Below are 23,358 nucleotides of genomic sequence, written 5' to 3' on the forward strand. Positions count from 1 at the left end.
AACATTCGACTCCAAGGAAAAAATATTCGGTTGCAAAATGGCTCTGATATCTTAAATATTACTTTAGGTACGGAGAGTGGAGGTCAAATATCTCTCGTTGCCAGTGACAATATAGAATTGACGAGCCTCGATTCTGAGGAGGGTGGTAATATCAACGCCAGTCTTTCAACCAGAGCCACAGGAAAGGGTGCGGATATTACAATCAAAGCCCGAAATCTCTTTCTTCAAGATGAGTCAGTCATAAGTACAGGAACAATTGGTGCGGGTGATGCTGGGAATGTCACTATTGAAACAGATCGCCTTTTAATGGGAAGTGGTGCAGGCATAATTGCAATAGCATTTAGTGCGGGTGATGCTGGGAATATAACGATTAAAACAGATCGCCTTTTACTTCGAGAGAATGCAGAAATAAATACATCAATATTTAGTGTCAGTGGTTTGGGTGATGTGGTTGATGCTCCTGGTGTGGGTGATGCGGGTGATATCTTAATTCAAGCTTCTGATATTGAACTAATGAATAGTGCGAGAATTTCTTCATCGACAAATCAAGATTCTATAGGAAATGCTGGCAATTTAACTATTGAAACGGATCGCCTTGCGCTTCGAGATAGCTCACTAATAGATGCAGGAACATTTAGTGCGGGTGATGGTAGCGATCTACTGATTCAAGCTTCTGAGATTGTGATTGATGATTCGCTAATTTTGACATCGGCAGAGCTAGGAGCTACGGGAAATGCTGGTGATTTAACTATTGAAACTAATAATCTTTCTCTACAAAATGGAGGACGAATTACTAGCGAAACTTTCGGTATGGGCAATGCTGGCGATGTGATGATTCGTGCTTCTGAATCATTAACCATTGATGGTACGGTAAAGATTTCTAGTCCAGAAAATGAACCCAGAGTGTTTTTTAGTGGTATATTTGCCAATGCTCAACCTGATACTATAGGTAATAGTGGTAGTGTCAAAATTGAAACTAATGAACTTCAGATTACTAATGACGGTCAAATTTCCGTGAGTAACTTAGGGAGTGGTAATTCTGGAGACTTATATATTACCGCTAATCAGTTAAATCTTGATTCTGATGCCACTATAGAAGCAATTGTGAATGTAGGCGATCGAGGCAATATTAATCTGACAACTAATAATATTTTTCTGAGAAACAATAATCAAATTACCGCTCAAGCTATCGGAACAGCTACAGGGGGTAATATTATGATTAACAATCGTGATAATCTGGTTTTGCAAAACAACAGTCAAATTATTGCCGACGCAATACAAGGCAATGGCGGTAACATAACCATTACAACCCAAGGCTTATTTGTTGATTTTGACAGTAGTATCTCTGCTAGTTCTCAGTTTGGTTTAGATGGCAATATTAGAATCGATATCCTAAATGGCGATCGCTTAATCGAACTCACTGCATTACCAATCAATCCAATCGATGCTACCCAGCAAGTAACTTCTGGTTGTGGTGTCGGCAATGATTTCGCCCTCTCAGGAAAAGGTGGTTTACCAGAAAATCCGACTCAAACTCTGAGAAATCAAACGGTTTGGCAAGATACAAGGCTGATAAATCGAGATGCTACCGACAATCAAGGAGCAAACTCTAATATCAAGAGAAAATTGTTACCACAGACTCCAATTTTAGAAGCCCAAGCTTGGAAAGTAAATCATCGGGGTAAGATTGAATTATTCGCCACCACAGCCAATTCTCACTTTTTCCCCAATTTCAGTAATTGCGCTCCAAATCCCGAATAATAAGCAACCAACAACCAGCAACCAACAACCAACAACCAGCCACCAGCAACCAACAACCAGCCACCAGCAACCAACAACCAGCAACCAACAACCAGCCACCAGCAACCAACAACCAGCCACCAGCAACCAACAACCAGCAACCAACAACCAGCCACCAGCCACCAGCCACCAGCAACCAGCAACCAGCAACCAACAACCAACAACCAACAACCAACAACCAGCAACCAACAACCAACAACCAACAACCAGCAACGAACCCGTATAATAAATTACTTTACACTGAGATCCTCAACGTCTCAATTTCCCAGTGTAAACAACGAGGTGAGAAAAAGTAACTAAAGTTAAGATCGCGATAATTTATAACGAACTTACTATATTTAGTTACCAAATTATGGATCTTTTTCACTGGCACTTTGTAGATTTTGCCTTTAATCTGGGAGATTTTTCCCATCATTCTATAACTATTCTGGCTCAGACTTTTGATGATGTCGATCTCATCGGAGATATGGAAGAAGCTTGGAAGAACTTTGTCGAAACTGGTCAATGTTGGGCTTTATTAGTTGGTGTATTTGTAGGTTATGCTTTTAAGGGTTTGACTAATTACTAAATTATCAACAAAAAAGCGAAGAGCGAAGAGCGAAGAGCTAAAATAGAGAACTTGAACTATATTTAGTGATTGGTTGTGACTAAAAAAACTACCTGGAGCGATCGCTTTGAATCGGCTTTACACCCTGCGATCGCAATTTTTAATGCGAGTATCGGTTTTGATATCGAATTAATAGAATACGATCTTACTGGTTCTGTTGCTCATGCCAAAATGTTGGCAAAAACGGGTATCATCTCAGAGGAAGAAGCCCAACAGTTGGAGCAAGGTTTGGAAAAGATCCGCCAGGAATATCGTCAAGGAGAGTTTAACCCAGGAGTGGATGCGGAAGATGTTCACTTTGCAGTGGAAAGAAGGTTAACAGAAATCTTAGGAGATGTGGGTAAAAAGCTTCATACGGGGCGTTCTCGTAACGATCAGGTAGGCACAGATATCAGATTGTATCTCAAAGCAGAAATCAACGAAATTAGAACTTATTTAAGAGAATTTCAAAGTGTATTATTAAACTTAGCCGAAAATAATATTGAAACCCTGATTCCTGGTTATACCCATCTTCAAAGAGCGCAACCCCTCAGTTTGGCTCATCATTTAATGGCTTATGTGCAAATGGCGCAGCGAGATTGGGAGAGACTGGGAGATGTTTTGAAAAGAACTAATATTTCTCCTTTAGGATGTGGTGCGCTAGCTGGTACTACCTTTCCTATCGATCGCCATTACAGCGCGGAATTACTGGGTTTTGAGAGTATTTATGAAAATAGTCTCGATGGAGTCAGCGATCGTGATTTTGCCATTGAATTTTTGTGTGCAGCCAGCCTAATTATGGTGCATCTGAGCCGTTTGAGTGAAGAGATGATTCTCTGGGCTTCGGAAGAATTTAACTTTATCTCTCTTAAAGATAGCTGTGCTACAGGCTCTAGTATTATGCCTCAGAAAAAAAATCCTGATGTGCCAGAATTAGTCAGAGGTAAAACAGGTAGGGTTTTCGGTCATTTACAAGCTTTGTTAGTAATTATGAAAGGATTGCCTTTAGCTTACAATAAAGATTTACAAGAAGATAAAGAAGGCATTTTTGATGCTGTCAAAACAGTTAAAGGCTGTCTCGAAGCGATGACTATATTATTATCAGAAGGCATTATCTTTAATCAAACCAGACTCAATAGTGCAGTGGCAGAAGATTTTTCTAATGCTACCGATGTCGCCGATTATTTAGCTACCAAAGGTGTACCTTTCCGCGAAGCATATAACTTAGTAGGAAAAGTAGTAAAAACCAGTCTGGCTCAAGGTAAGCTACTAAAAGACTTAACCATAGAAGAATGGCAACAAATTCATCCTGCTTTTGCCACAGATATTTATGAAGCGATCTCGCCTAAAACCGTAGTTTCTGCCCGTAATAGCTATGGCGGTACGGGTTTCGAGCAAGTTAAGATAGCAATCGCTAACGCTAAGTCTGAGTTAAAACAATAACTAAATAGATTTAGGGGGTTTAGATAAAAAATAAAATTTGTCAGGTAACAGGTAACATGAATTAAGCAAAAACTTTGGTTTTAAAACTGATTTTTTAATACCTGATACCCCAAATAAAATTATCTTAATTATTTTTTGTTACATATTATTTTCACTAACTAATAATTTATTATGCGTCGTTCTTGGCGATTTATTTCTACAGTAATTGGTATTATTTTCCGCCATCCTATTGTTGGTACGACGATTGTTCCTTTATTACCCGATGGTCGAATTGTTTTGATTCAACGCAGCGATACGGGTAAATGGGGTTTACCAGGGGGTATAGTAGATTGGGGTGAAGATATACCTACTGCTACTACTAGAGAATTAAAAGAAGAAACAGGATTAAAACTAACTAAAATTCGTCGTTTAGCAGGAGTTTATTCTGCACCAGATCGCGATCCTCGCATTCATTCAATTTCTGTATTAGTAGAGGTTGAGGCTGATGGTATTTTAGAACCAGAAGATAAGTTAGAAGTTCTACAAGTTAAAGCTTTCAAACCAGAAGAACTACCTTTAGGAAACCTTTGTCACGATCACGATCGCCAATTAGAAGATTATTTTAAAGGTGAAACTATTATCGCTTAATTAGTTACAGCGTCTTGCGCAACTATCTAGTACATCATATTATCCATTGATTTTATAACGAATAGAATTAACTTATCTGTGTTTGCGGTGCGACCCCGATGAGTTTTACTCATCTAGGGAACGCGCACCAAGACATCTGTGTTTATCTGTGTTTATCTGTGGACGAATTGTACTGTCTCAAATTGAAATTAAATTCGCTGTAACAGTTATTTTGTTAATAACTAACCACTAAATATTACTATCTTGCCATTCTGCCAAATCGCGATCGATAGCATATTGCCAATTTTTAGATACGATTACTATTTCAATTGTTGACTTATTATTATCTGTAATTACTTGGGCATAAATTAATTTTGGATCGATTGTTTCTTTTCCTAGTAATATTTGTTGCTGTTGACCATTATTTAGTTCTATAGTGATAGTTGCAATGGGTGATTCTAAACCATATTGTGATAGTTGATTAGGAGCTATTTCCAGAATGCGATCGCTTTTACCTTCGGCAATTAAATCCAATAAAAATGCCATCACCCCATCACTAGCTATCAATTTTTCAGGCTGAATCATTTGCCAACTATTATCACTAGCAATAAATTCTAAAATGGTATCTGATTTTTGAATAATAATTCTTTTGATATTCTCAACATTAATATTAAATAGTTTTTGTTCTTGGATAGTTATTTCTTGTTGCTGTTGCTCGCTTCTAATTTCAACAAGATAAACTAAACCTCCTAATATTATGGCAATCAATACTAAAAATAAAGTGCTTTTTTGTAATTTCATAAAAAGTCAATAAGATTAGCCAATATTTTATACAATAAGATTGATAACAATTAGATTTAGATAAAAAAATTAAGAATATACTTTGATGACTACAAAAAAAGCAAGACATTTCTTAAGTAGATTTTTTGATTTTTTCTGATGTTGGTAGGTTTATAATATGTTGACAAAATTCGATTAATTCTCGATCTGTCAAGTGTAAACGCGATTTTTTACCATAGGTCTTTAGTAAATAATTTCTTCCTATTTCTTTTGTCCAGGAAACACGCTTCATTTCTAGATCTGTAAATTCTCTTATTTCATTAAAATCTAAAGTAAATGGTTGAGATGAATTCAATTTTTGAAAGGTTTTAATACAAATTTGAGATAGTCGTTCTTCTAACTCTAAAGTAATATTTGGATTTAGTCTAATACTCAACAGTATTGGTAGTATTTCATTGGTGTCTTGATTATTAATTGCATTTTTAGCTAATTCATTCAAAAAAATAAAGGTCATTTTTTTATTTCGAGCTAAAGCAGCTTTGACCGAATTGCTTTTATCTCTTAGAAATTGTTTCATAATGCTTAAAGATATGTTTTGATTACTTGCCACAGCTTGGCGAATACTATTGTCTTGATGTTGTGATAGATTTTCTAAAATATGATGAGGTGTCTTTTGATTTTCTGCTAAACCTCGAAGGACTTTAATCTCTCTATCCTTGGCTAATTTTTCAATCATCTCCTCTGATATATTGGGATTTATTGCAACAACAGAACGAATATAGCTGTGTTTATTGAATGCTAGATTTTCTAAAACATGATGAGGTGTTTTTTGATTTTCTGCCAAACCTCGAAGGACTTCAAGATCGCTATCCTTGGCTAATTTTTCAATAACATCTTCTGATATATTAGGATTTCTGGCAATAAAACAACGAACATAGCTGTGTTTATTTGATGCTAGATTTTCTAAAACATGAGAAGGTGTTTTTTGATTTTCTGTTAAACCTCTAAGAACATCAAGATCGCTATCCTTGGCTAACTTTTCAATAATATTCTCTGATATATTAGGATTTCTGGCAACTTGATAGCGAACTTCTCGATCGTCGTACGATGCCAGCTTTTCTAATATAGATACAGGTGTTTTTGTCGCGATGGCAATTGAGCAAAGCAACCAACTATCAGCATGATTAATAGCCCATTCTAGAAAAAATAGTGGTAGAGGAACATCTTGAAAACAATCAGGACAGCTTTTACATAAATCTGTTAAAAAATTAGGATTTTCGAGTATTAACAAATCAATTATTGGATTATTTAATACTTCTACAGGAACTAGCCCAAATAACTCTTTTAGTGTTTTTGGTGATGTGTTGGGATGTTTTGCTACTTGCTTGCAAACTTCGATGTTATTGGCGTTTGACTTAATTGATTCTTCTAAATCTTTTGCCGTAGCATCTGGTTTAATTGAAAATAACTGTTCCATTAGAATAGATATTTATTTTTCTCGATTATTGGAACATAATATATTTTATTGATTTTGAAGTCAACTAAAGCGATCGCTTTTCAAAACCAAAAACAAGATCGCACTACAAAAGCTTTTATTTTACTTTTACAATATGGTTTGTTTTAAAAAAAGAGAAACAATATAAAATCAAAAAATAATGGCATTTAGATTAGTATTACGATCTTTGGCATATAAAAAATATTGATGCTCTAGATTCATTAATTGAGACAATTTATGTAGACTCATTTTTTTTAACAGTTCAATAGTGATTGGTCTTTTATTATCCCAAAATATCATTGATTCATAAAAATCATGAGCAACTGATGAATTTAATATTTTTGACAAAAAAATTGCTTCTTTTTCAGTTTTACAAGATAAAAAATAGACAGTATCATCTAGAATAATAGGCTTATTCTCAATGCAACTAATAACTTCAAATTTTAGCTTTTTATATAACCCTGATATGGCAACTTTCCAAGGAAAAAAGGTATATTCTCCTATACCAAAAATAGAAAATTGAGGTCTATTACGATAAATTGAACTAGCTCTTTTATCTAGCAAATGTTGATTCTTTTGTAAATAGTTCCAAGTTTGAGGTGCAATATCTTTTATGTATTGAGTATCCTGACCAATATATTTTTGAGTAACTAATATATATTTACGGCAAGTATTAGTATTTCCCCTGCTAATATCAGAACTTTTTAATAGAGGATAGATTAAAGTTTCTTCTAAGTGTAATTCTTCCTGATAGCCATTGATATATACATTTCCTTCTTTTCTTAGTTCCATTATTTTAGAGCGATCGTGTTTAACTCCCGATCGCCAAGTATAAAAAGATTCTTGTCCCTGTAAGTGCTTTGTTTTCTTGTATAGATTTGTATTTGCTATTAATTGTGAATCTTGATAACTAAAAATTTTAGAGTTTTGCTTGCTATCTAAATTATCATAATAGAAGCATTGTTTTTGAAATTGACCTTGGTTCGATCTAATTATTAATAAACAGGCATTAACAGCAGCATTAAAATATTTAGCAGTATTTATTTCATATATTCTACTATTATCAATATAATAATCATTTTTCCAAGCATAAGTTAATACTTTACGAGCTACTGAAGTTTTACAAAGCATGGCTATTGTACCTGAATATTTTCTTAGCCATTGTAAATGTTGCAAGAGCATCCATTCAGAAATATCAAAATTGCTTTTTCCTGTTAAGGCTTCTAATCCTTTATATGCTTGGAAATTAGATTTTTGCGGTAAGTTATTACTATTAATTTTACTTAATTCAGAATTTGTTACCCAAGGAGGATTTCCTAAAATCAAAAATGGCTTAGGTATATCTGCTAAGATTTGATTCCAATTAACGTTAAAGAAATTATCATTAATCAGATTAACAACAGATGATTTTTTATGCTTTTTTAATTCATTAGATATATCTTTAATATAGGCTAAGTTAATTTCTACTCCTATACAGCTTTTTAGATTATCAAAAGTATTAATAGCGGATATGATAAAATTACCTTTTCCACAAGTTGGTTCAATTATAGACTGAGGATTAATATCAATATTCTTAAGAAGCTGTAATATTTTAGATGTTAATTCGTAAGGAGTTTGAAAATCACCAAATTCTTGTTTTTTAAATTTATTGTTGGTTTTCATATTATATTGTAAATATTATCTAATTTTATAAATACCATCAACCTCTCCTGCTTGTTGAATAACACGACGATATTGTAATCTCCACTGTAAAGCATTAGAAATAGTTAAATAACCTTGTTGTGGTGGATTACTGAGTATAGCTTCTGCAATGTTACTCGCTTCTATTTCATCTACGGGTAAATTGCGATCGTACATAAAAGCCATTAAGTCATCTTGATTACCATCTCTAGCTAATATTTCTAATATGCCACGAGTCATTTGATAATCTGCGGTACGCTCTTTATTTACAAATATCGTGTTCTGAATTAATAACCGAGATGTCTTATTCTCAGAGTTATCTTGTTTCTGATAAACGAAAATAAGTAAACTATATCCCAGTCCATAAATTTTTTGACGAGCCGATTTAAAAGGACAAGAAGATTGAGGTTGTTTAATACTGGTAACTTTCATGTCTACATCAAGACTGGGAAAATCAATTCCCGATGCTGCGTTACCAATTTCGTATTGATACAATCGTTGTAAATAATCTTTGAACTTTTTTTCTAAATATGTCCCTACAGCTTTACCATCAGTAATTCCATATAAAGATGGTTCATTGTGTTGGTTTTCTTCTTCAGCAAAAATTGCAGCTTCTTGAATTAGTGTTCCTATTGTCAATTCTGGATTCATATGTGTTTACCAAAATAATAAGTAATTATAGGATTTACATACCAATTTAATTGGCGATATTTTAATTACTATAATAAATTATGGATTTAATGCTTTTTCTTCCTCTAGTTATTTCTTGAAGCTCAATTATTATCTTATTAGCGAAAGTATCATTTTTGATTTATATTTTTACTCAAACTAGAATAATTGCTGCGATCGTGTATTTAATTTATGTTATTCTTATATCTTTTCCTCTAGGTTATCTAAAGCTTTATCTGGATGATATAGGAATTGATGAGATTGAAAATTAAAATGGTTTATTATGGTTAGGAGAAACTACAGGAGAAAGAACAGCTAATTTCTTCTAAATTTATTATACTTATTACGATTGCTTGATAGTGTTATCAATTTCATTGAATTAATATTATTTATCTGTTTGATAATCTCTCTTATTGAAAATAGTCGTTAATAAAAAAATCGTAAGCAATAAATAAAAACACCATGCGTAGGATGGGCAATGCCCATTCTGATTTAAATTCTACTTTAAATTTTTATGTTTTACTATAAATTATCCACGACACAATCTGTATTTTGATTTGTATTAACAGGGATAATTCATTAATCATCCCTATAAAAAAAACTAAAACAAAAAATATCTTTGTGCCATTGGTAACTCTGATGCAGGTTCACAGGTTAAAAGCTCGCCATCGGCTCTTACTTCATAAGTTTCTGCATTCACTTCAATATTGGGTGTCGCTTCATTTAATTTTAAATCTGCTTTGCTCAAATTGCGGGTATTACTAACAGCAACCGCAGAATGTTTTAAACCTATTTGTTCGGGAATTCCTGCATCTAAAGCAGCCTGAGAAACAAAAGTAAGAGAAGTGGCTGCAATAGCACCGCCAAAGCTACCAAACATAGGACGCATATATACAGGCTCAGGTGTGGGTATACTAGCATTAGGATCGCCCATTTGTGACCAGGCGATCGCTCCTCCTTTGATTACTATCTCTGGTTTAACACCGAAAAAAGCAGGTTTCCAGAGACATAGATCGGCTAGTTTGCCCACTTCGATTGAGCCTACGCGATCGCTAATTCCGTGGGCAATAGCGGGATTTATAGTATATTTAGCTATATAACGCTTTGCTCTAAAATTATCATTTCCAGAAGCATCCATAGGCAAGCTACCACGCTGTAGCTTCATTTTATGTGCCGTTTGCCAGGTACGAATTATCACTTCCCCCACTCTTCCCATTGCTTGAGAGTCCGAAGCGATCATACTAAATGCGCCCAAGTCGTGTAAGATATCTTCGGCTGCAATGGTTTCTCTGCGGATACGAGATTCAGCAAAAGCCACATCTTCAGGAATGCTTTTATCTAAATGGTGACACACCATCAACATATCGAGATGTTCTTCTAAGGTATTAACAGTAAAAGGACGAGTGGGATTAGTGGAAGAAGGTAAAACATTACTTTGTCCGCATACTTTAATAATATCGGGGGCGTGTCCTCCTCCTGCACCTTCGGTATGATAGGTGTGAATTACTCTATCTTTAAAAGCAGCGATGGTATTTTCTACAAAACCCGCCTCGTTGAGTGTATCGGTGTGAATGGCTACCTGGACATCATATTCATCTGCAACTGTCAGACAAGTATCAATCGTAGCAGGAGTTGTACCCCAATCCTCATGGAGTTTTAATCCCATTGCACCCGCTAAAAGTTGTTCTACTAAGCCTTCTGGTTTGGCACTGTTTCCCTTACCTAAAAAGCCCAAATTCATCGGGAAAGCATCCGCAGCTTGCAGCATCCGCCAAATATGCCATGCACCAGGAGTACAAGTAGTAGCATTTGTTCCTGTAGCAGGTCCCGTACCCCCGCCAATCATGGTAGTTATTCCCGAAGCGATCGCTGTTTCAATTTGTTGGGGACATATAAAGTGAATATGGCTATCAATACCCCCCGCAGTGAGAATCATTCCTTCTCCTGCAACTATCTCGGTACTAGCTCCGATAATAATATCTACTTTATCCTGTATGTAAGGATTTCCCGCCTTACCAATCTTGCAGATATTGCCGTCTTTTAGCCCCACATCTGCTTTAACAATTCCCCACCAATCCAAAATTAAAGCATTGGTAATCACAGTATCTACCGCCCCATCTTCCCTAGATATGGGGGACTGCCCCATACCATCTCTAATTACCTTACCACCACCAAACTTTACCTCATCACCATAGGTAGTATAGTCCCGTTCTACCTCAATAAATAACTCCGTATCTGCTAATCTTACGCGATCGCCTGTTGTTGCGCCATAGGTATCAGCATAAGCCCGACGATCCATCCGATAACTCATAATTGCAATTCCTAATATTGATCTGGTGAATGCCATTCGCCCCTACAGTAGATTAAAGGAATTAATTGTGATTATTACCAGGAGATAGGAATATATTAAGAATTTAGAGAAATGCGATCGCGCACGCGCCAGCTAAGCTGTCCGCATCGAGCCTCGACTTTGGTGAGATCGCTTTTTATTAAATAGTTGGGTAATTGAAAATTATGAAATATGTCTTACAAAAACACCATCGGCGATACTATTAGACTAAAAGAATACTATTTATATATTTATAGTAAATCTGGATTTTGTTTAACTGTTTATGACTATTTAGTGGGCGGAAATGTTGCGAAGCCAATCAGCATATTCACGCGGGCGTGCTTCACAAAAAGTTTGAGTTTTCGAGCTACTGCTGTTTTAAAAGCATTAATTTTTCATGGTTTTAGCTACAGCGATCGCACCAATTACTTTAATGTTATGTTGATGTAATACCTTGGCTGCTTCTTTGACTGTTGTACCTCTAGTATAGATATCATCAAGGAGTAAAACAGAAGAATTAGGAGGATTTTGTTGCCAAGTATCACTTACTCTAAAGGCATTTTTAATATTGTTTTGTCTTTGTAGAGAATTCAAACCAAACATAGCTTTAGTATCTTTAATTCTTATTAATCCTTTGGTTACTAAAGTATATTTAGTAACTTTACAGAAGTCTTTAGCTATCAATTCTGCTTGATTAAACCCCCTAGTTTTTAACTTTTTTTGAGATAAAGGAATAGGTAAAACTGTTAGTTTTTGTTGCGAATTAACAGGACAATTTTTGAGCCAACTTTGACCTAACCAATTACCCAATAAAACACCAATTTCAGGATGATTATCATACTTTAACTTGGCTATGCCCCTACTCAATTCACCATCATACTTTCCCCAAGCAAATAGGGGTATCTTGCCAATCCAGTTGTGCTGAGGATTAGAAAATTGATAACTGGCTAGTTTTTTCTGACAATATTCACAAATAGTATCTTCTGCTATTCTCTGACACAAGGGACAGGGAAACTTCAGCCACAGAGAAAGAAAACTTTTTAGCATTTATCATTTTTTAAACTGTATTAAGCTTGTATTCATTAATCAAAAACAATTAAGAAATATGCTAATACTATTTGCCCAGACATAAATACTGTTCTGATAAATGATTTAAGCAGATTCAGAAGTTCTAAAGGAAGCAGGATGAACTAATAATTCTGCTGTAGAGCGTTTTTCTACCATTTCTTTAGTGATAGTACATTTTTTGACATCTTTGCGAGATGGCAACTCATACATTAAATCCAACATAATCTCTTCTATAATACCCCTTAAAGCTCTTGCACCAGTACGACGACGATAAGCTTCTTGAGCAATGGCTTTAATAGCATCTTCGCCAAACTCCAGTTGAATGTTATCCATACGCAACAGTTTTTGATACTGCTTGACTAAAGCGTTGCGGGGTTTAGTAATAATTCCGATTAGGGTTTCTTCATCTAGTGGTTCTAAGGCTGCCATAACAGGAATACGACCCACAAATTCAGGAATCATACCAAATTTAACCATATCATCTGGTTGTAACTGTTGTAGCAAACCAGCAGACCTTTCTTCTTTGGGCTGATTGATATCTGTGGAAGGGTCAATCTCAAAACCCATTACCGAATTGGTTTTACCGACTCTTTGTTCGACTACCTTTTCCAAACCAACAAATGCACCACCACAAATAAACAGAATATTGCTGGTATCAATCTGGATACAGTCTTGATAGGGGTGTTTGCGTCCTCCTTGGGGCGGGACATTGGCTACTGTCCCTTCTAGCATTTTGAGTAAAGCTTGCTGTACCCCTTCTCCTGAAACATCTCTGGTAATCGAGGGATTTTCGCTCTTGCGAGCAATTTTATCTATTTCATCGATGTAAATAATACCTCGTTGAGCTTCTTCAACATCCAAATCTGCTACTTGTAAAAGGCGTAAGAGAATATTTTCGACATCTTCTCCTACATAACCAGCTTCAGTTAGGGTCGTAGCATCTGCTACTGCAAAAGGTACTTCTAAAATTTTGGCTAGGGTTTGAGCCAAGAGAGTTTTACCGCAACCAGTAGGACCAATCAGTAAAACATTAGACTTTTGTAGTTCTACTGAGTCTTCATCTTCGATCTTTCCCTTGCCAGCTAAACTAAGACGCTTGTAGTGATTGTAAACTGCCACTGAAAGAACTTTTTTCGCCTCTTCTTGTCCAATTACGTGTTCATCAAGATGTTGCTTGATTTCAATGGGTTTTGGAAGGTCACGAAAAGAAATCCCTTCAGAGGGAGTGCGTTTTTTATGAGGTCTGCTTTCTGAAGTAGAGCTAGTACTGGAGACTGATGCCCCTTCTTCCATCAACTCTTCATCTAAAATTTCGTTACATAGTTCTACACATTCGTCACAAATATAGACCCCAGGTCCCGCTATTAGTTTGCGTACTTGCTCCTGAGATTTGCCACAAAATGAACATTTTAGATGGGAGTCGTATTTAGACATATACACCTCTTAAAACTGGTAATTAAAGATGAGATTAGGTTACTGGAGAAGGTTGTTTGCTAATCACATGGTCAATTAAGCCGTATTTTTGTGCTTCTTCTGAAGACATATAAAAATCTCTTTCGGTATCGGCAGAAATACGATCAAAGGGTTGACCAGTGTGGTCGGCAATCAACTCGTTAAGTTTCTTTTTAATATAAAGAATTTCTTTTGCCTGGATTTCTATGTCCACCGCTTGCCCTTGTGCGCCACCCAAAGGTTGGTGAATCATAATTCGTGAACTTGGCAATGCCATTCTTTTTCCTTTTGTTCCACCAGAGAGTAGAAATGCTCCCATGCTGGCAGCAATACCATAGCAAATAGTAGCTACATCGGGTTGAATTTGTTGCATTGTGTCATATATTGCCATTCCTGCGTAAACTGAACCCCCAGGAGAATTGACATACACTTGAATATCTTTCTCAGGGTCTTCGGCTTCTAGATATAGCATCTGTGCCACTACTGAGTCGGCAACTTTGTCGTCTATGGGAACACCTAAGAAAATAATACGCTCCCTCAACAATCGAGAATAAATATCAAAGGCTCGTTCGCCAACACCAGATTGTTCGACAACCATTGGTAGGTTGTTACTCAAAGAATAAACTTCCAGACGATTGCGACCAACCAAACTTTTGTAAGGAGAAAGGGACTGAACCATATATTTTAAGACATCTTAGTGACTAACTTTGATTTTTGGGAAATTTCCTGTAATACTTCTTAGTCTAAACTAAATCTACTTGTAGTATATTACAACCCAATTAATTTGACACAACAACGAACTCTGTAGTTATTATAAGGTTTTTAATCTCCATAGTAGATAGTGTGTTCGGAAATTTGATTGCTAAAAAATACTGAGATAACCAAAAAAGGCGACTTCTGATGTAGGGTAATTTAGATTGCAATAGTAAACTTTTAAGGTTCACTGCACTTGGTTTTCAGCTTTTTTAACATAAATTTAATTCTGTTTTCGACTTAAGTTATGTAGAAACTAAGGTTAAGGGAGTGCCATCTTTATCTAGAAAATAGTTAATTTGATTCTATCAAAAAAATTTTAGCTTCCCTTAACTATTTAATTATGATTTATACAGATGTTTCAGGATTTGATTCTGCTTCTGCACCTTCAGATTCAGTTTCTGTCTCTTCAGATTCAGCTTCTTCGGCTTCGGCTAAAGAACCTGGAGGAAGAAGTTCTACTTGTGCTTTTTCTCTTAGCCAATCAAGGGTATTTTCAGTGGTGAGGTCTTCTTCTACCATAGTTCTGAGCTTTTCTTGGTCGATTTCTCGATCGACAAGTTCTTGGCTGATTTCTGCCATTTTATCTTTGATGGCTGATTCGTCAGGTTTGAGATTTTCTTGGGCAGCGATTTCTGCTAAAACCAAAGATTTTTTCAAGTTAGTAATTGCTTCAGGACGAGCATTTTCTCGCATCCTAGGTACGGTATCAGAATTAACTATCTGTTTGACATCAAGTCCCATTTGCTGCATTTGCATCAGGGTTTGAGTTAATACCTGAGTTACTTCCTCTTGCAACATAGTCTCTGGTATTTCTACTTGAGACTGTTCTAATAGAACCTCAATAAGGGCATTATTGATATTATTTTTGGTTTCATTGTCTGCTTTTTCTTGAAACTGTTTTTCCAAACTTTCTTTAAAAGCAGCTAACGTTTCATGTTCGCCGTTACTTGCTTCTTCTGCAAAGTCATCATCGAGTTCTGGTAATTCTTTGGTTTTAAGTTCTTTGAGAGTAATACTAAAATCTGCGGGTTGTCCTGCTAATTCTTCTTTGGGGTAATCTTCAGGGAAAGTAACAGCAACTTCTTTAGTTTCTTCTGGTTTCATACCAATAATCCCTTCTATCATGCCAGGGATTAATTTGCCTTCTACTAACTCTACTTGAAAGTCCGTCGCAGTACCACCTTCAATTTCTGTTCCTGCTGCTTCCCCCTCTGTCAGTTTTCCTGCAAAATCAACAATAGCAATATCTCCTGACTCTGCTGCACGGTTTTCCACGGGAACTACATCTGCTTGTTGGTTACGCAGTTGCTCCAGATAGTCTGACAACTCCTGAGATTCGTATTGGGATTCTTCTGCTTTGACGCTCAGATTTTGATAGTCTCCTAGTTCGGGAGATGGGACAACATCAACGGCAGCCGAAAACACTAAAGTTTCTCCTGGTTCGTATTGTTGAACTAATTCATCGAAACTAGAACGCAGGGTATAGTTACCCAAAGCATTAATGTCTTCTTGTTTTAGTGCATCTGCCAAACTGGTTTGAATAATTTCTTCTAGGGCTGCTGCTTTGATGCGTTGTGTTCCCATTCTTTGTAGCAGCACAGGACGGGGAACTTTACCTTTACGAAACCCAGGAATGTTACTGGAGCGAGCAAGCTGACTAATTACTTTTTCATAGGTATTGCGAGAAGTGTCGCCTGAAATTTCGATTTCTAAGCCAATTTGACTATCTGGCAATTTTTCCTGGGTTACTTTCATCGATGCTTCTATTATTTTTTCTCTATTTGGTTTAATTATGAATTGATAAGCGAGCGATTAATTTAAAAAGAACCTTAAGAGTAGTAAGTTTGGTTCTATTTATACCAATTTAGCGATCGCTTTTAGTTCATTTGCAACATCAAATTATAAGTCTATTTAAGTTTTTTTGTCAGAAGTCAGGAAAGGAATCAAGATGAACGAAAATTGCTTGGGAAAAGAAGAGCAAGAAGATAACCAACTCTCAATAGTTAACAATTTTTAATTGTTTCTGCTCTTACTCTTGAAACCCGTAACAGGTGCTTGTTGAATTAATTTTGCTCGCTAGACTGGTTAATGTTGCCATTAACAGTGTTGTTTTTCCCAACTCCGCTATAGTTTCCTGAAGCGTCTTGAATTGCTGATTGCTCGCGGGAAGAACGAGATTGATTTTGTCGTGCGGATTGATTAGTATTGCCCACCACATTATTGTCTTTACCGCTCGCATTGCTGTTTACATTACCGTGTTGAATGATCGTTTGGTTAGGATTATCAGCATTATTTGAGTTGCTTCTTCTTTGTTCTGCGGATTGACTAACCCCGCTAACTCCCAAATTATTTCTCCCTTCTGCGCTGGCTCCACTGCTGCCACTTTGGATAATCACTTGTTCTGCATCAGCTACATTGGGAGTAATAACTAGAGCAACTGTGGCAATACTTAAGGCTAAAATTTTTTGAAACATAGTTAATTTAGTTTAAGTTTGTTTTGTAGTTAATTGGGAATAAGCGGTAATTAGTTGTTTTGCGATCGCATTCCAGCTATACTTGTCCTTTACTAAATTACGTGCATTGCTGCCAATTTGTTCCCAATCTTGAGAATTTTGTAAGGTTTTACGCAAAGTCTCGGTTAGTTTTTCTTGGTTACAAGGGGTTATCCAACCCGCACCAGCATCTTGAATTGCTTCCCAGATATGTACTTTGTTCGATATTAACACAGGGGTTTGCGTCGCCATTGCTTCGGCTACAGCAATACCAAAGTTTTCGTAGTAAGAAGGCAATACAAAAATATTGGCATCTTGAAGTAAGGCTAGCTTGGCTTCTCCTTGGACAAAACCTGCGATGGTGCTGATATCTCCTAAAGGTGAATTGGTAATTTGCTCTTTAATACTGTTTTCGTATACTGGGTCTTGAGGATTTGCTCCCGCTAACACAAAATGAAATTGCCAGCCTTCTTTCTGCAAGGTTTTTAAAGCAGGAAGCAATAAGTCTAAACCCTTTTTCGGGTCGATACGAGACATAAATAAAATTAAGGGTACAGTCTCATCGATACCAAACTGTTCCCGCGCAGTTTTTGGCGCAGGAAAGTTATCAGGAATCTTAACCCCTAAAGGAATGATTAAATCATTAGTAGTTGTACCATATCTTTCTGAGACTTTGGCTTCTTCTTCGCTGGTGAAGTGTACCGCAGCAGCACTGGCTAAATTAGGTTTTTCCAGTAACGAGCCATAAAGTTTTTTAAGCAGTTTTTTCTTTTGTAAATCTGCGGGATCTAAAGTACCCAAAGGACGCAAAACATAAGGAAGTTTCTTTTGTCTAGCAACCGTAGCGGAAAAAGTGCTGACAGGAGAAAATAAGGCATGAATATGAGCTAAATCATAATTAGCTGCATTATTACTTAACCATTGCAAGAGATCGAGAGAAAATTTGTAACGCTTGAAAGGAGAGCAAGGAAAATAAATGATTTCATAACCATGCTGCTTAATAGGCTTCCCCAAAGGCACATCTAAAGGAGGTTGTCCCGCATCCCCATTAGAATTGGTAGTAACTAATGTTACCTCTATTCCTTGATTAGCAAGAGCCTCAGACAGTCCTAATACCATTTGACTGGGACCTCCATATACCAAGGATATAGAAGGAACTATTTGCAGAATTTTCATGGCTTTTTTCTCAAGAAAAAGAAGAAACAAACTATTTTAAAGTACTATAGTAACCCTCTTTTTTCTTTACCTATTTCCCACTACATTCTTGTGATTTTCAGGCTTATTAATCTGGATTAGGAGAGTTTTAAATATGCGATCGCATTTCAAATAGAAGATATAATAATTACAAAATAGCCTTACCAATTGCTTTATCGGAAAACTTCTCAAGGATGCACACTTCCATCAGGCATTATTGTCCCTTTCAAATTAATATCACTCAAAACGCTATTTTGAAGATTAGCACCTCTCAAATCGGCACCTCTTAGGTAAACATCAATTAAGCTGGAGCTTTTGAGACTAGCTTGTCGTAAATCAGTTTTATACAACAGTGCAAATCTTAGGTTGGCATCTTGAAGATTTACCCCATTCAAATTTGCTCCACTTAAATTAGCAGAACGCAAATCTACTCGACTTGGTTGATTGACACCAGGAAGATTTAATTCGGAAATAGTAGCTAAACTACTACTAACCTCTTTTAATACTGCTCCAGTTAGACTGGCTGCACGAAGGTTTGCATTACGAAAATTAGCTCCTTTAAGGGTAGCTTTGTATAAATTTGCTTTACGTAGGTTACTATCGCTTAAATCTGCTTTATTTAAGTTAACTCTAGTCAAATCTGCCCCACCTAAGTTAGCATTACTTAAATCAGCACGACTGAGATTTGCTCCACTCAAATCGACTCCTGTTAAATCAGCATCACTGAGATCGGCACGGCTGAGATTTGCTCCAGTAAGGTTGGCTCCACTCAAATTAGCTCCTTTGAGATTTGCATCTGTTAAATTAGCACCACTTAAATTAGTTTGTTTGAGATTTGCATCGCTTAGATCGATACGAGTCATGATCGCGTTTTCCAAATTAACCCAGCTTAAATCTGAGTGAGCCAAATCTGCTGCTTTCAAGCTAGCACCTGCTAATTTGGCACTAATGAGCTTGGCATGAATTAAATCAGCACGATTCAAATTAGCCTGAGTTAAGTTAGTTCCGCTTAAGTTTGCCCAATCTAGTTCAGTACGACTAAGATCGATTTCTGGTAAATCTGCTTGAATAATTTCTGCTTGGCTGAGATTTGTACGACTAAAATCTCTTCTTCCAGTCTGGTAGTGCCATAATAACTCTTCACCATTCATTTAATTAAGTTTTTATATAAGTAATAAGAAGATAAAACATCTAAATTTATAGTTCCCGATTCGTGGTGAAAAATTGCCACGAACCTATCCCAGCAATCCGAAAAAGTAAACTATTCCTTTTCAAGTATGAGTAAAGATTAATGGCAGGACATTATAAAGGTTTGAGCGATACAGAGACGGAAGCTTTTTGCAGATTTAGCGATCGCTTTTAATCATAAATCCTAGCTTATTTTGCGTGTTGTATACAAGTACTCTAAATAAGAAATTAATACTGGCTATTTTGAAAATTAGTAGCAAAATCTACCAGTACAACCAAACTTATCAACCTAGACTTCATTTATGTCTTATCCCAGAGATTTAATCGGTTACGGTGCAAATCCTCCCCATCCTCAATGGCCAGGAGATGCCAAAATAGCTTTACAGATTGTGCTTAACTATGAAGAAGGTTCGGAGTATTCGATTCCCGATGGTGATGAAACTTCGGAAATTTACTTAAGGGAAGTTCCTGGCTCTTCTATGGATAAGGGAATGCGGGATTTACAGGTAGAATCTGTGTACGAATATGGCAGTAGAGCAGGATTTTGGCGTTTAATGCGTCTTTTTGCCGACAAAAATCTTAAAGTAACTATTTTTGGCGCAGCACTAGCATTAGAAAGAAACCCCGCAGCAGCCCAAGCAATTGTCGATGCAGGATATGATATCTGCTGTCATGGTTGGCGGTGGATTGGTTATCATTTACTGGATGAAGCCGAAGAAAGAGAACACATTACCAAAGCAGTAGCGTCTTTAAAAAACTTAACAGGCGATCGCCCTTTAGGATGGTATTGTCGCTATGCACCTAGTTTGAACACTCGCCGTCTGATTGCAGAAGAGGGGGGGTTTTTATATGATTCTGATGCTTATAATGACGATTTACCCTATTGGGTAGAAGTTGCCAATAAACCCCATCTAGTCATTCCCTACACTCTTGATAATAATGATATGAAATATTGTGTTGCTCCTGGGTTTAATAGTGGCAATGATTTTTACACTTACCTCAAAGATGCCTTTGATGTTTTGTACGCTGAAGGGGAAACTGCACCTAAAATGATGTCTGTAGGACTTCATGCCAGATTAGCAGGAAAACCAGGAAGAATTGCAGCTTTAGCTCGTTTTATTGACTATGTTCAAAGCCACGAGCGAGTTTGGATTTGTCGTCGTCTTGATATCGCTCAACACTGGATTAAACATCATTCTTTTGAAAAATAAGACGTTACTAAATCGAAGCATAATAACCAACTGTGTTATGTAAGGTTCAATGGTATTCTTTTACCAATCAATAAGGGAGTGCAATAGAATTCAGCATTTTCCCCCTTAAAGACATTTATGTCAATTAGCTATAAGCCATAAGCCATAAGCTATCAGCTAGGCATCTTTCAAAGAAGCTCGCACTCCTCAAGAGATACTAATCTCACGCTTTGGGAGAGGGAATTCGACCCTTCTTTAGCTTAAAGTGAGGGCGACCCTGCTGCTGTCTCAGCAGCCAAGGAACGCGCCCGAACCCGAAGGGCTTAGAGCTAAAAGCTAAAAGCTATTTAATAGCTAATAGCTACAAACCTCATAGCTTAAATTAACAACGTTCCCATGATTTAGATAACAAAGAAATTTTGGTAGTTAACTTAGTAATCTGAGGAAAAGGAAAACCAGCTTCTCTATAAAATTCTTGAGGAATTTGATCTTTTATTTTTTCATGTAATTGAGGAAGTTCAGCCCAATGTTTGCCATATTGAAGATGATGGGCAGTATGATAACCCAAATTACAGGTAAACCAATTATAAGTAGGATCGATTACATTGTAGGTTGCTTGATAAGGGTCGTTTGTATCCAGTCCAGCATGATGCTTGTAAGTGTCAAAGGCTGTAGCGTAGAGCAAAATTAGCATGGGAAGGATAAAAACTATAAGGGCATTGTACCAGTTAATCCAGGCAAATAAAGCGATCGCACCTAGAGTAACTATTATATTTTGAATTAAACGTTTTTGCTCACGAGGATATTTTTTACCAACTCTCAACCCTCTCGCATAAGCAGTACTACCAACATTGATAGTGTACTCGACAACATTCATGGTTTCGCCATTATCTTTCTTCCAACCAGATTCATCTTTACTTTGATCGAGATAATTTTGATGATGTCCTAAAGTATGGTGTAGTACCCACAGTTCGCCGACTATGCCAGTTTGCAAGCCCATCATAAATTCGATTACTCGGTTTGCCCACTGTTTTGAGAAAAACTTATAGTGTTGATGATGATGATTTAAGGAGCAAGTAAAACCTTTGATGTAAATGCTTATAAAGCCGTAAAACAGGGTTAGTAGCCAAGAAGGACTAAAGAAAAAAACTAATAAATCGAGGGCGAATATTAGTACAATGATAGTTATAGGGTAGTAGTCGATTTTTTTTCTAACAAACATTAAAGATCCATATTTGCAAACACCCTATTTTAATCGAAATAAGCTGTAATTGAGAATTAATTTGGGATTTTCGGCATCAAGAGTCAACTAAATGTTATTCAGGTTTATTGCTTTTACTTTAGTCATCTATTTATCTTTGACAATAGCTTTATTTTTTGCTCAAAGGAAATTATTATATTTCCCTACTAATAGTTTACCTACTGAACAATTATTACAAACAGAAGGTTTACAAGATTGGCAGGTGGAAAATGATGATTACCGTGGGTTTATTTCTACGAAATCCCAAGAAAATCCTAAAGGAACAATTATTGTTTTTCATGGTAATGCTGGTACAGCCTATAATCGTACCTATTACTCTCGTGCCTTAACAGCTAGAGGTTATCGTGTTTTATTAGCAGAATATCCAGGTTACGGAAATAGAAAAGGAAAGCCTAGTGAAGCAGTTTTTATTGCTGATGCTAGAGAAATAGTTAATAGTATAGATCGAGAATATGGAACTCCCATTTATCTTTTGGGAGAGTCTTTAGGTAGTGGTGTGGTTGCTGCTACCGTAGCAGATTCTACATTACCAGTAGAGGCAATTGTTTTAATAACTCCTTGGGATTCTTTAGCTAATTTAGCACAAAGTATTTATTGGTATTTTCCTGTTCGTTGGTTGCTATTAGATAAATTTGATAGTCTTAATAATTTAAAATCCTTTAAAGGAAAGGTAGCAATTTTAATAGCAGAAAAAGATGAGGTAATACCGCCCAAATTTGGCTTAAACTTATATGAATCGGTAGAAAGTAAAAAAAAGCTCTGGATATTTGAAAATGCTGGACACAATAGCTTTCCCCTCAATTATCAAGAAACCTGGTGGCAAGAAGTTATTGATTTTCTAGACAAATAATAAGTTCACGAAGAAAACCAAGTCGTTACAGTTGAGAATTTGCATATTAAGAATTTAGTAAAAAACCGTTTATCAATCGAGAAAATATTATACAACGTGAGTTCGACGGAGGCTCAAAGCCCGATTCTTTGGTAAGCTGAAATTATCATTATCTCGTAGAAAGGCTAAAAATTTATGTTTTTGTCGAACTGAGGTTATGCAGCTTAAAAAATAAACACTAATTGCAAATCCCAAATGCTATTTTCTAAACGAATAATTTCAACTTGTTTAATAAATTCACGAAAATAAAATCTTCTTTCTGCTTCAGACAAATCAAACCAAAATTGAGGTAAAGATACAGTACTAGCGATCGCTTTTAAGTTTTCTGGTGGTAGTTGATTAATTTTATTTTCGAGAGTAGATATTTCAGTTTGTATTTTATAACGGCGTATATTAGCAGTTTCCTCATCTAAAATATTTTGAGCTAGTAATGTTGATATGTGAGATAAAATATCTTTTTTTGTTTGTATTTCTTGTTCG

The 23,358-nt window shown here is 36.2% G+C and carries 20 protein-coding genes and 1 pseudogene; 6 read left to right on the forward strand and 15 right to left on the reverse strand.

Features of this window, described 5'->3' with window-relative positions:
* On the forward strand, nt 1-1,761 hold a 1,761-nt coding region (locus H1P_RS36155), incomplete at its 5' end, for an S-layer family protein (RefSeq protein ID WP_186375992.1).
* Here the strand turns inward: H1P_RS36155 and H1P_RS15805 are convergent.
* The gene (locus H1P_RS15805) at nt 1,733-1,999 is read right to left on the reverse strand and encodes a hypothetical protein (RefSeq protein WP_186375993.1); all 267 of its coding nucleotides are present in this window, start codon (nt 1,997-1,999) and stop codon (nt 1,733-1,735) included. The genes H1P_RS36155 and H1P_RS15805 overlap by 29 nt on opposite strands.
* Before the next feature lie 153 nt (nt 2,000-2,152).
* Between H1P_RS15805 and H1P_RS15810 the strand changes: the two genes are divergently transcribed.
* From H1P_RS15810 to H1P_RS15820, 3 genes are all read left to right on the forward strand, one after another.
* Complete coding sequence (locus H1P_RS15810) at nt 2,153-2,368, forward strand: hypothetical protein (protein ID WP_144868921.1); 216 nt, start codon at nt 2,153-2,155, stop codon at nt 2,366-2,368.
* 75 nt (nt 2,369-2,443) lie between these two features.
* Nucleotides 2,444-3,829, forward strand: coding sequence for an argininosuccinate lyase (gene argH, locus H1P_RS15815; RefSeq protein ID WP_144868925.1), 1,386 nt, complete (start codon nt 2,444-2,446; stop codon nt 3,827-3,829).
* A 171-nt stretch (nt 3,830-4,000) separates the two neighbouring features.
* Nucleotides 4,001-4,456 carry an NUDIX hydrolase gene (locus tag H1P_RS15820; RefSeq protein ID WP_144868928.1) on the forward strand — a complete coding sequence of 152 codons (456 nt, stop codon included), beginning with the start codon at nt 4,001-4,003 and terminating at the stop codon, nt 4,454-4,456.
* A gap of 228 nt (nt 4,457-4,684) precedes the next feature.
* Here the strand turns inward: H1P_RS15820 and H1P_RS15825 are convergent, their stop codons facing one another.
* From H1P_RS15825 to H1P_RS15880, 12 genes are all read right to left on the reverse strand, one after another.
* Nucleotides 4,685-5,236 carry a DUF4340 domain-containing protein gene (locus H1P_RS15825; RefSeq protein ID WP_144868931.1) on the reverse strand — a complete coding sequence of 184 codons (552 nt, stop codon included), beginning with the start codon at nt 5,234-5,236 and terminating at the stop codon, nt 4,685-4,687.
* Between the two features lie 112 nt (nt 5,237-5,348).
* Nucleotides 5,349-6,692: a hypothetical protein gene (locus H1P_RS15830; RefSeq protein WP_144868934.1), complete on the reverse strand. Its 1,344-nt coding sequence runs from the start codon at nt 6,690-6,692 to the stop codon at nt 5,349-5,351.
* Nucleotides 6,693-6,860: 168 nt separating this feature from the next.
* The gene (locus tag H1P_RS15835) at nt 6,861-8,372 is read right to left on the reverse strand and encodes a DNA methyltransferase family protein (RefSeq protein ID WP_144868937.1); all 1,512 of its coding nucleotides are present in this window, start codon (nt 8,370-8,372) and stop codon (nt 6,861-6,863) included.
* 15 nt (nt 8,373-8,387) lie between these two features.
* On the reverse strand, nt 8,388-9,041 hold the full coding sequence (locus tag H1P_RS15840; protein WP_144868940.1) for a type II restriction-modification system restriction endonuclease: 654 nt from the start codon (nt 9,039-9,041) through the stop codon (nt 8,388-8,390).
* Between the two features lie 619 nt (nt 9,042-9,660).
* Nucleotides 9,661-11,370 carry an urease subunit alpha gene (gene ureC / locus H1P_RS15845; protein WP_144868943.1) on the reverse strand — a complete coding sequence of 570 codons (1,710 nt, stop codon included), beginning with the start codon at nt 11,368-11,370 and terminating at the stop codon, nt 9,661-9,663.
* A 405-nt stretch (nt 11,371-11,775) separates the two neighbouring features.
* A complete protein-coding gene (locus tag H1P_RS15850; protein WP_144868946.1) occupies nt 11,776-12,435 on the reverse strand; it encodes a ComF family protein in 660 nt (219 codons plus the stop codon).
* Nucleotides 12,436-12,540: 105 nt separating this feature from the next.
* On the reverse strand, nt 12,541-13,890 hold the full coding sequence (gene clpX, locus H1P_RS15855) for an ATP-dependent protease ATP-binding subunit ClpX (protein WP_144868949.1): 1,350 nt from the start codon (nt 13,888-13,890) through the stop codon (nt 12,541-12,543).
* 34 nt (nt 13,891-13,924) lie between these two features.
* Nucleotides 13,925-14,587, reverse strand: a complete 663-nt coding sequence (gene clpP / locus H1P_RS15860; protein WP_144868952.1) for an ATP-dependent Clp endopeptidase proteolytic subunit ClpP — start codon at nt 14,585-14,587, stop codon at nt 13,925-13,927.
* Between the two features lie 422 nt (nt 14,588-15,009).
* Nucleotides 15,010-16,419: a trigger factor gene (gene tig / locus H1P_RS15865; RefSeq protein ID WP_144868955.1), complete on the reverse strand. Its 1,410-nt coding sequence runs from the start codon at nt 16,417-16,419 to the stop codon at nt 15,010-15,012.
* Between the two features lie 308 nt (nt 16,420-16,727).
* On the reverse strand, nt 16,728-17,138 hold the full coding sequence (locus H1P_RS15870) for a hypothetical protein (RefSeq protein ID WP_144868958.1): 411 nt from the start codon (nt 17,136-17,138) through the stop codon (nt 16,728-16,730).
* Between the two features lie 12 nt (nt 17,139-17,150).
* Entirely contained in the window at nt 17,151-18,332 is a 1,182-nt protein-coding gene (hpsP, locus tag H1P_RS15875) for a hormogonium polysaccharide biosynthesis glycosyltransferase HpsP (RefSeq protein WP_144868961.1), read from the reverse strand.
* A gap of 206 nt (nt 18,333-18,538) precedes the next feature.
* Entirely contained in the window at nt 18,539-19,501 is a 963-nt protein-coding gene (locus tag H1P_RS15880; RefSeq protein ID WP_144868964.1) for a pentapeptide repeat-containing protein, read from the reverse strand.
* 339 nt (nt 19,502-19,840) lie between these two features.
* Here H1P_RS15880 and puuE point away from each other — a divergent pair, with 339 nt between their 5' ends.
* Nucleotides 19,841-20,749: an allantoinase PuuE gene (puuE, locus tag H1P_RS15885; RefSeq protein WP_144868967.1), complete on the forward strand. Its 909-nt coding sequence runs from the start codon at nt 19,841-19,843 to the stop codon at nt 20,747-20,749.
* A gap of 361 nt (nt 20,750-21,110) precedes the next feature.
* Here the strand turns inward: puuE and H1P_RS15890 are convergent, their stop codons facing one another.
* A complete protein-coding gene (locus H1P_RS15890) occupies nt 21,111-21,950 on the reverse strand; it encodes a fatty acid desaturase (protein ID WP_144868970.1) in 840 nt (279 codons plus the stop codon).
* Nucleotides 21,951-22,041: 91 nt separating this feature from the next.
* Between H1P_RS15890 and H1P_RS15895 the strand changes: the two genes are divergently transcribed.
* Nucleotides 22,042-22,839 carry an alpha/beta hydrolase gene (locus H1P_RS15895; RefSeq protein WP_144868973.1) on the forward strand — a complete coding sequence of 266 codons (798 nt, stop codon included), beginning with the start codon at nt 22,042-22,044 and terminating at the stop codon, nt 22,837-22,839.
* A 203-nt stretch (nt 22,840-23,042) separates the two neighbouring features.
* On the opposite strand, the pseudogene H1P_RS36160 reads toward H1P_RS15895, so the two are convergent.
* Nucleotides 23,043-23,358 (reverse strand): annotated as a pseudogene (locus H1P_RS36160) (recombinase family protein); the annotation flags it as partial.

This window comes from Hyella patelloides LEGE 07179, assembly GCF_900659865.1.
GTDB classification, from domain to species: domain Bacteria; phylum Cyanobacteriota; class Cyanobacteriia; order Cyanobacteriales; family Xenococcaceae; genus Hyella; species Hyella patelloides.